The organism is Roseofilum sp. KMC-1 (assembly GCF_057802075.1).
The window spans coordinates 4,315,488-4,328,832 of record NZ_CM173605.1 but is presented as its reverse complement, the minus strand read 5'-3'; the positions used below and the strand labels follow the sequence as shown (position 1 = coordinate 4,328,832).

13 protein-coding genes are annotated in these 13,345 nt (G+C 47.9%); 6 read left to right on the top strand and 7 right to left on the bottom strand.

Features of this window, described 5'->3' with window-relative positions:
• The first annotated feature begins 256 nt into the window (after positions 1–256).
• The 4 genes from AC3FZD_RS19910 (at position 257) to AC3FZD_RS19895 (ending at position 5,512) form a co-directional block, all read left to right on the top strand.
• The gene (locus tag AC3FZD_RS19910; RefSeq protein WP_488737685.1) at positions 257–4,387 is read left to right on the top strand and encodes a magnesium chelatase subunit H; all 4,131 of its coding nucleotides are present in this window, start codon (positions 257–259) and stop codon (positions 4,385–4,387) included.
• Between the two features lie 144 nt (positions 4,388–4,531).
• Positions 4,532–4,741 carry a hypothetical protein gene (locus AC3FZD_RS19905; protein ID WP_488737684.1) on the top strand — a complete coding sequence of 70 codons (210 nt, stop codon included), beginning with the start codon at positions 4,532–4,534 and terminating at the stop codon, positions 4,739–4,741.
• A gap of 70 nt (positions 4,742–4,811) precedes the next feature.
• On the top strand, positions 4,812–5,030 hold the full coding sequence (vapB, locus tag AC3FZD_RS19900) for a type II toxin-antitoxin system VapB family antitoxin (RefSeq protein WP_488737683.1): 219 nt from the start codon (positions 4,812–4,814) through the stop codon (positions 5,028–5,030).
• Complete coding sequence (locus AC3FZD_RS19895; RefSeq protein WP_488737682.1) at positions 5,030–5,512, top strand: type II toxin-antitoxin system VapC family toxin; 483 nt, start codon at positions 5,030–5,032, stop codon at positions 5,510–5,512. The genes vapB and AC3FZD_RS19895 overlap by 1 nt, the downstream gene beginning before the upstream one ends.
• A gap of 167 nt (positions 5,513–5,679) precedes the next feature.
• Here AC3FZD_RS19895 and AC3FZD_RS19890 read toward each other — a convergent pair whose 3' ends face one another.
• From AC3FZD_RS19890 to AC3FZD_RS19860, 7 genes are all read right to left on the bottom strand, one after another.
• Positions 5,680–6,150: a PIN domain-containing protein gene (locus tag AC3FZD_RS19890; protein ID WP_488737681.1), complete on the bottom strand. Its 471-nt coding sequence runs from the start codon at positions 6,148–6,150 to the stop codon at positions 5,680–5,682.
• Positions 6,134–6,403 carry a UPF0175 family protein gene (locus tag AC3FZD_RS19885; protein ID WP_488740397.1) on the bottom strand — a complete coding sequence of 90 codons (270 nt, stop codon included), beginning with the start codon at positions 6,401–6,403 and terminating at the stop codon, positions 6,134–6,136. The genes AC3FZD_RS19890 and AC3FZD_RS19885 overlap by 17 nt, the downstream gene beginning before the upstream one ends.
• 109 nt (positions 6,404–6,512) lie before the next feature.
• Entirely contained in the window at positions 6,513–6,656 is a 144-nt protein-coding gene (locus AC3FZD_RS19880; RefSeq protein ID WP_488737680.1) for a high light inducible protein, read from the bottom strand.
• 79 nt (positions 6,657–6,735) lie between these two features.
• Positions 6,736–7,641, bottom strand: a complete 906-nt coding sequence (locus tag AC3FZD_RS19875) for an alpha/beta fold hydrolase (protein ID WP_488737679.1) — start codon at positions 7,639–7,641, stop codon at positions 6,736–6,738.
• Positions 7,642–7,741: 100 nt separating this feature from the next.
• Complete coding sequence (locus tag AC3FZD_RS19870; RefSeq protein ID WP_488737678.1) at positions 7,742–8,884, bottom strand: DUF819 family protein; 1,143 nt, start codon at positions 8,882–8,884, stop codon at positions 7,742–7,744.
• Positions 8,885–8,896: 12 nt separating this feature from the next.
• Positions 8,897–9,949: an N-acetyltransferase DgcN family protein gene (locus AC3FZD_RS19865; RefSeq protein ID WP_488737677.1), complete on the bottom strand. Its 1,053-nt coding sequence runs from the start codon at positions 9,947–9,949 to the stop codon at positions 8,897–8,899.
• Positions 9,939–10,994 (bottom strand): dipeptide epimerase, encoded by a 1,056-nt coding sequence (locus tag AC3FZD_RS19860; RefSeq protein ID WP_488737676.1) that lies wholly within the window; start codon positions 10,992–10,994, stop codon positions 9,939–9,941. The genes AC3FZD_RS19865 and AC3FZD_RS19860 overlap by 11 nt, the downstream gene beginning before the upstream one ends.
• Positions 10,995–11,170: 176 nt before the next feature.
• Between AC3FZD_RS19860 and AC3FZD_RS19855 the strand changes: the two genes are divergently transcribed.
• Positions 11,171–12,001 (top strand): ABC transporter permease, encoded by an 831-nt coding sequence (locus tag AC3FZD_RS19855; protein ID WP_488737675.1) that lies wholly within the window; start codon positions 11,171–11,173, stop codon positions 11,999–12,001.
• A gap of 21 nt (positions 12,002–12,022) precedes the next feature.
• Positions 12,023–13,342: an ABC transporter ATP-binding protein gene (locus tag AC3FZD_RS19850; RefSeq protein ID WP_488737674.1), complete on the top strand. Its 1,320-nt coding sequence runs from the start codon at positions 12,023–12,025 to the stop codon at positions 13,340–13,342.
• Positions 13,343–13,345 lie beyond the last annotated feature (3 nt).

Here is a 13,345-nt window from a genome sequence, read left to right as displayed (position 1 = left end):
AGCCAGATTTTGCGGCCTTCCAGACGGGTTAAAATTGCTGAAAGCGTCTTATCCACGTTACCCTGACAGGTTGTGGGCAAAAAAGACGACCCAGACCCCAGAACATGGGGTAAAGAGTAGGGGTATCTTAACTATTGATTTGCTGTTTCGAGTTCCTATAGTGGCTCGGAACCCCCCCTAGTCGGAATCATACTCAATATCGGCAGCGAGCCGAAATACATACAAAGGGAATAAGGATCATAGAGGAACCTCCAATATGTACACCCAAGTTAAATCCAACATTCGTCGGGTAACCGTACCAGAAACAGAGTCAGCTCATGGACTCGATGGGGAAACCCTAAAGGCGATCGCCGCAGAACTGATCGCCCAAGAGACTCGAGAAGGCGCACCTGACCAAGAGTCTGCCCCCGTAGGGGCGGGTTTGAAACCCACCCCTACCGCCAATGGGCGAAAAATTATCAAAATTGTGTACATCGTCATGGAGGCGCAATACCAAAGTGCCCTCACCCAAGCAGCTCAAACCATTAACCGCAGCACGGGCACACCTCAAAATCAAGTGGGCATCGAGTTAAGTGGGTACTTGATTGAGGAGCTACGCAATCCTGAAAACTATGCCGAATTTGAGCGGGATATGGAGACGGCCAATATTTTTATTGGCTCGTTGATTTTCATTGAAGACTTAGCCGATCGCATTGTCGCCACGGTTGCCCCCCATCGCGATCGCCTGGAGGCGGCGGTCATCTTCCCCTCCATGCCCCAAGTGATGCGCTTGAATAAGTTGGGAAGCTTTAGCATGGCGCAGTTGGGACAGTCTAAGAGCGCGATCGCCTCATTCATGAAAAAACGCAAAGAGTCTAGCGGTTCCTCCTTCCAAGACGGAATGCTCAAACTCCTGCGTACCCTGCCCAAAGTCCTGAAATATATGCCCATCGAAAAGGCCCAGGACGCTCGCAACTTCATGCTCTCGTTCCAATATTGGCTCGGTGGATCTCCGGAAAACCTGACCAACTTCCTGCTGATGTTGGCGGATAAATATGTTCTCGATAGTGGGGCAAAGGATTATTCGCCCCTACGGTATGACGACCCGGTGGTTTATCCAGACCTGGGTCTCTGGCATCCCATGGCCCCGAAAATGTTTGAAGACCAACAGGAATATTTTGACTGGTATAACAGCCGGGATGACATCAATGATGACCTAAAAGATCCTCTCGCTCCCTGTGTAGGTCTGGTGCTACAACGGAGCCACCTGGTAACCGGTGACGATGCCCATTATGTGGCTATTGTCCAAGAACTGGAATCTAGAGGAGCCAGGGTGATCGGGACATTTGCGGGGGGACTGGACTTCTCTAAACCAGTAGATGCCTATTTCTGGAATCAGCGCACCCAAAAACCGATTGTAGATACGGTCATTTCCCTGACCGGGTTTGCCCTGGTGGGTGGCCCTGCTCGTCAAGACCATCCCAAAGCGATAGAGAGTCTCAAGCGCCTCAATCGGCCCTACATGGTAGCTCTGCCCCTGGTATTCCAAACGACGGAAGAGTGGGAAGCTTCGGAACTGGGACTGCACCCGGTACAGGTGGCGCTTCAGATCGCCATTCCCGAATTGGATGGAGCCATTGAGCCGATTATCCTCTCTGGAAGGGATGGAGCCACTGGCAAGGCGATCGCCCTCCAAGATCGGATCGAGTCGGTTGCCTCTCGTGCGATCAAATGGGCTAACCTGCGGCGCAAACCGAAGCTAGAGAAGAAAGTGGCCATCACGGTCTTTAGTTTCCCCCCTGATAAGGGAAATGTGGGAACGGCTGCTTATTTAGATGTATTTGGCAGCATCTACGAAGTTGTTCGCGCCCTGCGGGATAATGGTTACGATCTTGGGGAATTGCCTGCATCCCCCCAAGCGCTAATGGAAGCGGTGATCCATGATGCCAGCGCTCAGTATGCTTCCCCAGAGTTAAATATTGCCTATCGGATGTCGGTGGCTGAATATGAGAAACTCACCCCCTACAGCGATCGCCTAGAGGAAAACTGGGGCCCCCCTCCAGGACATCTCAACAGCGATGGTCAAAATCTGTTGGTCTATGGGAAGCACTTCGGTAACCTGTTTATTGGGGTACAGCCTACGTTTGGCTACGAAGGCGACCCCATGCGGCTGCTGTTTTCGCGATCGGCTTCTCCCCACCATGGTTTTGCCGCTTACTACACCTATCTAGAGAAAGTCTGGGGTGCGGATGCGGTGCTGCACTTCGGAACCCATGGCTCCCTAGAATTTATGCCAGGGAAACAGATGGGGATGTCGGGTTCGTGTTACCCGGATAATCTGATTGGTTCGATTCCAAATTTGTACTACTACGCAGCGAATAATCCCTCAGAGGCCACAATTGCCAAACGCAGAGGTTATGCAGCCACCATTTCTTATCTGACTCCCCCAGCCGAAAATGCGGGCTTGTATAGAGGGTTAGCTGAACTGAGCGAGTTGATTAGCTCCTATCAACAGCTCAAGCATACCCCTAGGGGCGAGCAAATTGTGCTGACGATTGTGGAGAAATGTCGCCAGGTGAATCTGGATCGGGATATTGCGCTACCCGATGATGGGGCCACCTTATCGGCTCAAGAGCGGGATAATCTCATCGGTCAGGTGTACAACAAGCTGATGGAGATTGAGTCGCGGTTGTTACCCTGTGGGTTGCATGTGGTGGGGAAACCGCCGACAGCGACGGAGGCGATCGCCACCTTGGTCAATATCTCCAACATCGATCGCCCGGAAGAGGGCATCGAAAGCCTGCCCCGGATCATCGCTCGCAGTATTAACCGCGACATCGACCAAATCTATCAAAGTAGCGACAAAGGCTCCCTCGAAGACGTAGAACTCTATAACCAAATCGTCCAAGCCACCCGCGCTGCCGTCACTGCTCTGGTAGAAGAACAAACCAATGCGGAAGGTCGGGTATCCCTCGTCTCCAAGTTGAACTTCTTCAACATGGGTAAAAAAGCGCCTTGGGTCGCCAAACTCCATGAGTTAGGTTATACCAACGTCGATGAAGCGGCCCTCAAAACCCTGATGGAATATCTAGAATTCTGTCTCGAACAGGTCTGTGCCGATAATGAGTTGGGCGCTCTGCTCGCTGCTCTGGAAGGCCAGTATATTCTCCCCGGGCCCGGGGGTGACCCCATCCGCAACCCGGACGTATTGCCCACAGGTAAAAACATCCACGCCCTCGATCCCCAATCGATTCCCACAGAAGCAGCCATCAAATCGGCCAAACGGGTAGTAGACCAACTCCTAGAGCGCCATAAAGCCAGCAATAACGGCCAACTACCGGAAACCATTGCCACGGTTCTCTGGGGAACGGACAACATTAAAACCTTTGGGGAATCTTTAGCTCAGATCCTCTGGTTTGTAGGAGTCAAACCGGTTCCCGATGCCCTGGGACGGGTGAATAAACTGGAGCTGATTTCCCTAGAAGAGTTGGGACGGCCCCGGATTGATGTGGTGGTCAACTGTTCCGGAGTCTTCCGAGATCTGTTCGTCAATCAGATGGCGCTGATGGATAGGGCGGTGAAAATGGCGGCTGAAGCGGATGAACACCCAGAAATGAACTTTATTCGCAAACATGCCATGCAGCAAGCGGAAGAGTTGGGGATTAACCTGCGGCAAGCGGCGAGTCGGATTTATTCTAATGCCAGTGGTTCCTACTCCTCCAACGTTAATCTGGCGGTGGAAAATTCCTCCTGGGAAGAAGAGTCGGAACTGCAAGAGATGTATCTCAACCGCAAATCCTTTGCCTTTGATGCCGATAATCCGGGCATCATGAAAGAAAGCCGTCAGATTTTCGAGTCTTCCCTGAAGAGCGCCGAGGTCACTTTCCAGAACTTAGACTCTTCTGAGATTAGCTTGACGGATGTTTCCCACTATTTCGACAGCGACCCCACCAAAGTCGTGAGTTCCCTGCGGAAAGATGGTAAACAACCGGCTGCCTATATTGCCGATACCACCACCGCTAAAGGGCAGGTACGCTCCTTGTCGGAAACTGTGCGCCTGGATGCACGGACAAAACTGCTCAATCCCAAATGGTACGAGGGGATGCTTTCCCATGGTTATGAAGGGGTGCGGGAGTTGTCCAAGCGTCTGGTGAATACTTCGGGATGGAGTGCCACTGCGGGAGCGGTGGATAACTGGGTGTATGAGGAAACCAACGACACTTTTATTAAGGATGAGGCCATGTGTCAACGGTTGCTCAACCTCAATCCCCATTCCTTCCGCAAGGTCGTTAGTACCCTGCTCGAAGTGAATGGGCGCGGATACTGGGAAACCAGCGAGGAAAACCTTGAGCGTCTGCGCCAGTTGTATCAGGAGGCAGAAGACCGCATTGAAGGGATTGATGATTAGATTTTGATCCCCCCTATCCCCCCTTAAAAAGAGGGGAAATCAAGACTCGTCCCCCTTGAAAAGGGGGATTTTCCGCAAGCGGACATGAAAGGGGGATCGAGCCAATCATCGTAGAGTGGGCAGGAGGACAGTTGTAGAATTTGAATGATATGGCTTATGCTCCTGCCCACCTTACCCTCTAGTTCAGCGATATATTTATTTTCTACAGAAGCCAATAAAAAACAATTATTAGAAGCAATGGAAAGAGTAGAAAAGGAAGAGGGTTTAGTTGTCATTACTGAACAAGAATGGCATGAGAAATATAGTATAGCGCTTCTCTCTTCTATGGAGTACAGCTTGAGGGCTAGACCCTAAGCAATACAAGCTATTGCCTATTGCCTAGCGCGAAGCGCTATAGTTGTAGCATAATTTTGGAGCGGTAATAATGATTCAACCGGTAATTTTAGAGAAATTAGAGACATTACCAGAGTCTCTACAAATCGAGGTATTGCACTATATTGAATTCTTATCAGAACGGTATATAGAGAAAAGAGTCGAGCTAGAAGTGCAACAAAAAAAGCGACGAGCGGGATTGTTAAAGGGAAAAATTTGGATGGCAGAAGATTTTGATGCCCCTCTGGAAGATATGAAGGATTATATGTAATGCTACTCGATACTCATACGTTGTTGTGGTTTCTAGCTGATGACCCTAAGTTGCCATCAAGGGTCAAAAGTAGCATAGAAAATGCCGACCGGGTTAGGGTCAGCATGGCAACTGTGTGGGAAATTGCTATCAAAATTTCAATTAAAAAGTTGAAATTAGATTTTGAGTTTATGGAATTAGCTGATTTTCTTGCACAGACTGGGATTGAAACTTTAGATATTTCCTTTGCCGATCTTGAGCATTATAGAACTCTACCCCTTCATCATCGCGATCCATTCGATCGCATTTTAATTGCTCAAGCAATCACCAATTCTTTAATGATTGTCAGTGCTGACACGGCTTTTGATGCCTATCCAATTCAGAGGATGTGGACATACAGCGCTTCGCGCTGTAGTGGAGGAATGGGGGAATGGGGGAATGGGGGAGTGGGGGGAGTGAACAACAGACTCAATTTAGCTTTGGGCTATTCTGGCTATCGTTAAAAACCGCTATTTATGTACCGCATAGCAGAGGAAATTGCTATAAGTTAAGATAAAGATTTATTACTTTAATTTGGCAGCGATCGCACAGTTAATTGAGTTGAGTGCGATCGATGTGGAGGTCAGGGCGCAGGGGAAGGGGGTTAGAGACAAAAGTAGACACGATCGCTTTATCCTCTATTTTCTAGCAATGTCTGAATGATGCGTCGGGATATACGGAAGTTCGTTTGTTGCAATAGCGCGATCGCCTCTGAAATCTCAACTAAACCTTGATGTGCAGCCTCATCCAAGATTCCCAGAGTGCCGATAACAGGAATTGAGCGATCGCTCGCTATGCGTCTCCCCAAGCGTTCATCGATAATCAGTAGGTCTGCTGGTAAGGCTTGGGCTATGCTAATGGCGGCCTGTTCGCCGCGATCGAGAAAATTGAGGGTTTCATCAAGCCTGGAAACAACTTGAATAGTAAGCCAGGAAGGAGGATTAGCGCTCCATTGACGTATAACTGCTGGTGCGGAGGAATCCTGCATTTCATCCCGAACCCCATCAGGAATGATAATTTGCTCAAATAAGCTGGGGAGCAGGTCAATCTGGCCAATCAGGAGTAAATAGTTGATCGGCGAAGTATCAGAAACGACGATCATAACGGAGTTGGCGAAGGGTTTCCCTATCCTGCTGCAAATCTGCCTCGTCATAATGCAAATCAGCCTTATGCTGCTTCAAAAAGGCATCAACATCCCAACGAGAAGGTAAACCCAAAATGCGACGGACTTCCGCACTGGTAATTTTTTCGGTCTGATAAGCTTGTACGACTAAAGCTTCCAAAATCTCGCGAGCTAGATGGTTTGGGTTGAAATGGTCAATGAGTTCATCAGGAATGTCAAGTGTAATTTGCACCATTTAATCTCCTTAGAATCTTGGGGTTATTGTATTAGCTCAAGTAGGGGTGGGTTTGAAACCCACCCCTACAAGGGATTATGGCATTAACGGATGAATGCTAATGCGATTACATTAAGCCAAGTTGAGAAAGGATACCATGGCCGGTCATGAATTCCGTAGCTAAACCGATGATAATGCCTAACATGGCGAGGCGGCCATTCCAAGTTTCCGCAAAGGCGGTAAAACCGAATTTATTGTCTTGCTTTTCCATCTTCAGAACTCCGGTTAGATTTCAAGTATCTGTAATTAAAGTTAACACAATAAATTACAGTTCGCAACATTTGTTAACGTTATCTGACAGAAGTGCTGTATACCCAATTGCGGATTAGCTCGTTAACCTGAGTGGGCACTTCATCATGGGGACAATGGCCCGCTTCGAGGAAATATTCTGTCAGATCGGGATAATGTTGATGGAATTTGGGACTTCTGTCTCTAGCATTCATCCAGGGGTCTGCTTCTCCCCAAAGGACTAAGAGGGGGCAGGTGAGCTGTTGTAAGAGATGATCCACTTTTGCGCCGGGAGGGGTTTTGAAGACGGCGGCAAAAACATCAGGGGCCCCAATATCGCAGGAGGGACGATAAATGTCTTCTACGAGTTGGTCAGTGACGGCGGTTTTATCGAGATAGACTTTGAGGAGGGTTTTGCGGATGGTGGCGCGACGACGAGCATATTGGAAGAGCCAAAAGTTAATCCCTGGTTGCAGAAATAGCGAGCGCGTGATTTTGCCCAGAGTGGCTTTGATGGGGTTGGGTGGAGTTTTGGGTTCAGTGTCCGAAAAGGGGCCGGCACTATTAATAAGGATTAAACCCACGGCTGACTGGGGGTATTGAGCGGCGACGCAGAGGGAGGCATAACCGCCGAGGGAATTTCCGGCTAAGACGGTGGGTTGACCGATGACTTGGGTGATAAAGTCCTGGAGTTGGTCGCGCCAGAGGTCTCCACTGTAGGTTAGTTTGGGTTTACTAGAACGCCCAAATCCTAGTAAATCAATGGCCCACACCTGAAAATCTTTTTGGAGTTCGGCAACATTTTTACGCCAGTGATCTGTAGATGCCCCAAACCCGTGAACCAGGAGTAAGGGGGGTCGTTGGGGATGGGGTTGTCCGGCTTGGGTGTAGTAAATGCTGTGGCCACGCCAATTCCAGTATTGGCCGGTTGGGTGAGGTTGGGTCTGAGATGAAACGGTGACTTGCATGGATTGAGTGGGGAAATGATGAAGAAGTGTTAATTATTGTAACGTAACATTATTTTTATTCCCCGTTCTCCCGTCTCTCCATTTTTGTTAGGAGAGTTCTTTACAGTAAATTTCCCAAAATCAGGCTAATGGGATTAGCGATCATGGAGCCAACTGTGCCACAAATGATGGCGGGAATGATGAGGGTTTCCCAGCGTTGAGCGACAGCCATGGCGACTCCTAGGGTGGCGCTGCCGATACTAGAGTTGGAGGCAATGAGGATGTCGGCCCATTCAATGTTGAGAAGTTTACCGGCAATGAGGATCGCCGCTACGTGAGCGAGGAGGATAATAGCTGCGAATTGCAGCAGTAGGGGGTTGAGGGCTAGAAGTTCGGGGATGCTGGTGGTGGCTCCGAGGGTGGAGAAGAAGAGGAGGATCAGGAGTGCGCCAAATTCTTCGATTCCGGCGAGGCGATCGCTGGTAGTGGCAAAAACTTGAGTCAGAATAATTACAATAATGGTGGTGAAGAAGAGTTCGCTACCGGGTAAGCGGATAGCAGCCGCGATCGCATAGCCCAGTAAAACGGAAATCCCACTAGCAGCGAGGGCAAGGGCTAAATCAAAGCGGGTGGGAGCGGTTTGTTTGAGGATGGTGGGGACGGGAGCGCTGCCAAAGCGAATGCCCCAATCTTCTTGATGGGGGCTAAAGAAACTGCGGATACTGGGAATAATGGAGATCAGGAGCCAAAAGAGAATAAAGAGACTGGTGAGGAGGCGATCGACAGCGTTGAGGGTTTCTAGGGGAATAGACCCTTGAAAGTCTAGGAGGGAGGCGACATCGGCAGCATTGAGGGAGTTACCGATATATTGAGCAACAAAAATAGCAGCGATTTTTCCTCCTTCTGCTCCCAAGGGTAGGAGGATGAAGCCGAGAATCGATCCTAAGATTGTGCCACCCATGCCACAGGCAAACATCAGGAGGGTGGCTTTGGCATGGGTGGATAGTTCCCGTAAGTCTATCTGGGAGAGAATGAGGGGAATGGCGAGGGTGATGCCGTAGGTGGCGATCGCTGGATAGATGGGGGTAGCGCTAGGAATGAGTCCCAGATGGCTACAGAGACTGGCGAGAGCGAGAACGAGGAGGGCGGCTAGGGGGGGAGTTCCTCGGCGGGTTTGTTCTGCCCAATAGCCGAATGCACAGAGACTGAGCAGGATAGCTCCTAGAATGAGATTGGCGTTGGGAACGATAAAGGTATCAATCATCCAGAGGTTGGGTTAGAGAACGGCATCTAGGAGGCGATTGGCATTATAGCGGATGGGGTCGGTGCAGGGAAGTCCGGTTAGGTCTTGGATCTCGGCGATCGCACGATCTGCTTCTTCTTTGCTAAATTTATGGGTATTGAGGGCGATCGCCTTCACCCGTACCGGTTCAGTAGCACCCGCTACACTCGCCACTTGCTCGTAAAGCTCAATCACCTCCGGAAGCGGCGGAATAGCCACTTGAGGAACATGACGGATATGGGTTTGTCCCCAACGATGTACCAAAATTAAAGCCGTGGGTTGAGAGCCACGAATCAACGGTAAGGTAGCCGTAGAACCCGGATGGAGTAAGGAGCCTTGACCCTCAATATGAACAATATCAGCCTCCGCGCCATAGGTTAATACCTGCTGTTCTATGGCTCCCGCAGCAAAATCCACCCGTACCGCGTCCAGGGGAACTCCTTTACCGGAAATCATAATTCCCGCTTGTCCCGTGCCGATAAAATGGGATTTCAAGCCGCGCTCTTGGGACGCTCGATGAAGTTCTAAGCTGGTGGACATCTTACCAATGGACATATCTGTACCCACCGTCAGCACGCGGATATTGGTTAACTCTCGCGCTTTAGCACTGCCAATGGTTAAATGTTTCGGTTCTTGGCGAATATCCCAAATCATTTGCCCCGGTTTCAGAAAGGATTGAAATTGAGGCGCAAGGGGGGTATGGAGTCCGTTAACGACAGAAAGTCCGGCTTCAACTGCTTGCTGAATGTCGTTCACCCAAGGTTCCGGTAGAGCGCCACCGGATGGAGCGATACCGATCGCTAATACTTCTGGCTGATAGGTTAAGGCTTCGCTTATGTTGGCCACGATGGGGAGATTACGACTTATTCCCGTTAATTGTTGTAGGGATAATCCCCCACTCTCTTCATCGATTAAAACCACAATCTCCGCCTCACTGTAGCGAATTAGGGACAGTCCCGTTTTTCCAGTCCCTCCCTGAAGTCCCCCATGGAGCAAAATCGCCACCCGACGGTTACGAGTCAGTAAAGGGGAAAAATCAACCGTCATGTCGCGTTACTCCTAAACCAGGTTGAGTATTGAGCATCAGCCGAGAGTTTTCTAGGGTAGCTCCCCTAAAGGGATCATCGATCAAGTTGAGATGGCTATCTAAGTCCAAATAATCCACTAGGGGGGCTAAATGAGCGGCTGCTGTATTGGCTAGACTGCTATCTGAGTAACACCCTAACATCACTTGTAAACCACAAGCGCGGGCTGTGTGGATCATGGCCATGGCTTCACTAAGTCCCCCAGCTTTCATCAGTTTGATGTTAATGCCATGAATGCGATCGGCCAAGGGGGGAATATCCGCGCGGGTATAGCAGCTTTCGTCTACGAAAATGGGTAGGGGCGATTTTTCGTAGAGTTGAGCTAAGTCTTTTTCTTCACCAGGAGGTAGGGGTTGTTCGATGTACTCAATCCCCCATTCTTTGAGGGTCTGAGCCATGGTAATCGCTTGGTTTAAGTTCCATCCCCCATTCGCGTCTACATAGACCTTACAGCCTTCAGGAGCTACCTGTAGAAGGGCATTGAGCATGGCGAGATCGGCTTCTATCCCTTCTGGACTCCCCAGTTTGACCTTGAGATAGCGAACCGGGGTCAGATCTAGCCAATGACGGAGCCGTTCTTGAGCTGCTTCTGGGGTACTAATGCCGATGGTAACAGAGGTTGGCGGGGTTTGCTGGCGATCGAATCCCCACAGTTGCCATAAAGGAAGACTAACCGATTTTCCCAACCAATCATAAAGCGCCATATCTAGTGCCGCTTGAGCCGCAGAAGGCATAGAAATCCCGGATTTAGCGAGAGTTGCTTGGATATTTTGCCGCTCTAGGGGACTGAAGGGTTGGAGAATCGGTACAATTTGCTCTAAAGCTGCTACAATCTCTCCAGTCGTTTGACTCTGGCCTCCTGTGGAAAAGGGTGTGGCTTCTCCCCATCCCGTAATTCCAGCATGTTCGACGCTCACCCAGATATTGGTGTTGTGGGTATTGCTGCCCCGGCTAATGTTCAGGGCAAAGCGCTTGTGGACAGTAAAAGGGGTAATCTGGATCTGCATCAGTGGGTACACTCAAGTTTTTTTGAGGGTAATCTGGAAATGGAGATTCGACTACTGTATACAGAGGGGACAGGATGACATAGTTTGGAAATTTTTACCAAGTTGTGCTACTGTCTACGGTGGATTAGTGTTTTATCTTCCAAGGTTGATTTTTTCTAGAGCCATAGGCGATCGTAATGAGTTATTCCAGTCAAACGGAAATTGTAATAGAAGCAGGAAGGACGGAGCGGGAATATTGGAAAGACCTGTGGCGCTACCGCGAGTTGTTCTACTTCTTGGCATGGCGAGATATATTGGTTCGGTACAAACAAACGGCGATCGGCATTGCCTGGGCATTAATCCGACCTTTTTTAACTATGGTTGTCTTTACCATAGTCTTTGGTAAATTAGCAGGACTCCCTTCAGATGGAGCGCCTTATCCCATCCTCGTCTTTTCAGCCATGCTCCCCTGGCAATTCTTCGCCAGCGCCTTGTCTGAATGTAGTAACAGCCTCATTGGAAACGCCAATTTAATCTCAAAAATATATTTTCCTCGCCTTATTGTTCCCACCAGTGCAGTTATTGTCAGCTTTGTAGATTTTATGATTTCTGGAATAATTTTGCTGGGACTAATGGCTTGGTACAATTTCATTCCTACCTGGAAAATATTATTATTACCACTGTTTATATTGATTGCCTTCGCTGCGGCTATGGGTACAGGCTTATGGTTAGCCTCTTTAAACGTTCAGTATAGAGATTTTCGCTATATAGTGCCCTTTCTTGTCCAATTCGGGTTATATATTTCTCCTGTAGGTTTTAGTAGTAACGTTGTACCTGACCAATGGCGTTTAATCTATTCATTAAATCCAATGGTGGGAGTTATTGATGGGTTTCGCTGGGCTATTTTAGGCAATGCCCAACTTTATCTCCCTGGTTTCGTCGTGTCCGTGATTCTAGTGGGATACCTTTGTATCGGCGGTGTCTGGTATTTCCGCAAGATGGAACGTACTTTTGCTGATGTTATTTAATGAGGGAGAGGAGTTTGAATCGTGTCTGAACCCATAATCCGAGTTGAGAACTTAGGTAAGAAATATTTAATCCGCCATCAGCAACAAGAACCCTATACTGCTCTTAGAGACGTGATTACCAATGGGGTGAAATCTTTGGGACGTACTCTAGTGAAGGGAACAGGGGAAAAGCGGGAAAACCCCTCACGGGAAGAGTTCTGGGCTTTGAAAGATGTGTCATTTGAGATTAATAGAGGCGATCGAGTTGGTATAATCGGTCGCAATGGTGCAGGAAAATCTACTTTACTAAAGATTTTGAGCCGTATCACTGAACCGACAACAGGTAAAGTTCACATTAAGGGTAGAGTTGCTAGTTTATTGGAAGTTGGCACTGGATTTCATCCAGAACTTACGGGTAGAGAAAATGTCTATCTCAATGGCGCTATCTTAGGGATGGGTAAGGTAGAAATTAAGAAAAAGTTTGATGAAATCGTAGCATTTGCAGAAGTAGAGAAGTTTTTAGATACACCTGTAAAAAGATATTCATCTGGGATGTATGTTCGTCTTGCTTTTGGAGTGGCAGCACATTTAGATCCAGAAATTTTAGTTGTCGATGAGGTATTGGCAGTAGGAGATATCCAATTTCAGAAAAAATGTTTGGGGAAGATGGAAAATATTGCAAAACAAGAAGGTCGTACAGTTATATTTGTAAGTCACAATATGGGAGCCATAAGTTCTCTGTGTAATCAAGCCATTTATTTGTCAAGTAGTAAGATAAAAATACTTGGTGAAGTGGAGAGGGTTGTCACTGATTACTTATCCGATGTGTATTATAATCCAAGTAGTGAATTAGAAACAAGTCGGCTGCCTGGAATGGGACATAATATTAAATTCACCAATATTAAGATTTGCTCAAAAGACGGAGACAATACTATCTATTTCAGTCAAAAAATCGAGTATGAGGTGACCATATATTCCAGTAAATACTTTCAAGATTTAAGTATTGCATCTAGTGTGTACGATATTTATGGTACATGTATAGGGACAATGTTTTCAAACAAAGTGTTTTCTATAAAAGCTGATAAGATCTTGAAATTTAGTTTAGTTCTTGAGCATTTACAGATTGCACCAGGATATTACTATGCAGGGTTTAGTATTGGAACAGGTGGATTAAATAGTTGTAGAAAAGACTTAGACATAGTAGTTGGTATTCCTGCTTTTCAAGTTTTACATTGGTCAGAAAATGGAGATTATATTTATAATTGGGACAATCGTGCCTGGGGAAACTTAATTCTATCAGAAGCAGAATTAAATTTAAAAACAACTCAAAAAATGATTGATCCCGTAAAACATGAGGAGTAATTG

Bases quoted from the DNA above. Each gene is read 5' to 3' on its own strand.
- AC3FZD_RS19865 (WP_488737677.1), bottom strand. From the start codon at position 9,949: ATGACGGTTGATTTTTCCCCTTTACTGACTCGTAACCGTCGGGTGGCG.
- AC3FZD_RS19860 (WP_488737676.1), bottom strand. From the start codon at position 10,994: ATGCAGATCCAGATTACCCCTTTTACTGTCCACAAGCGCTTTGCCCTG.
- AC3FZD_RS19855 (WP_488737675.1), top strand. From the start codon at position 11,171: ATGAGTTATTCCAGTCAAACGGAAATTGTAATAGAAGCAGGAAGGACG.
- AC3FZD_RS19890 (WP_488737681.1), bottom strand. From the start codon at position 6,150: ATGATCGTCGTTTCTGATACTTCGCCGATCAACTATTTACTCCTGATT.
- AC3FZD_RS19905 (WP_488737684.1), top strand. From the start codon at position 4,532: ATGATATGGCTTATGCTCCTGCCCACCTTACCCTCTAGTTCAGCGATA.
- AC3FZD_RS19880 (WP_488737680.1), bottom strand. From the start codon at position 6,656: ATGGAAAAGCAAGACAATAAATTCGGTTTTACCGCCTTTGCGGAAACT.
- AC3FZD_RS19875 (WP_488737679.1), bottom strand. From the start codon at position 7,641: ATGCAAGTCACCGTTTCATCTCAGACCCAACCTCACCCAACCGGCCAA.
- AC3FZD_RS19910 (WP_488737685.1), top strand. From the start codon at position 257: ATGTACACCCAAGTTAAATCCAACATTCGTCGGGTAACCGTACCAGAA.
- vapB (WP_488737683.1), top strand. From the start codon at position 4,812: ATGATTCAACCGGTAATTTTAGAGAAATTAGAGACATTACCAGAGTCT.
- AC3FZD_RS19895 (WP_488737682.1), top strand. From the start codon at position 5,030: ATGCTACTCGATACTCATACGTTGTTGTGGTTTCTAGCTGATGACCCT.
- AC3FZD_RS19870 (WP_488737678.1), bottom strand. From the start codon at position 8,884: ATGATTGATACCTTTATCGTTCCCAACGCCAATCTCATTCTAGGAGCT.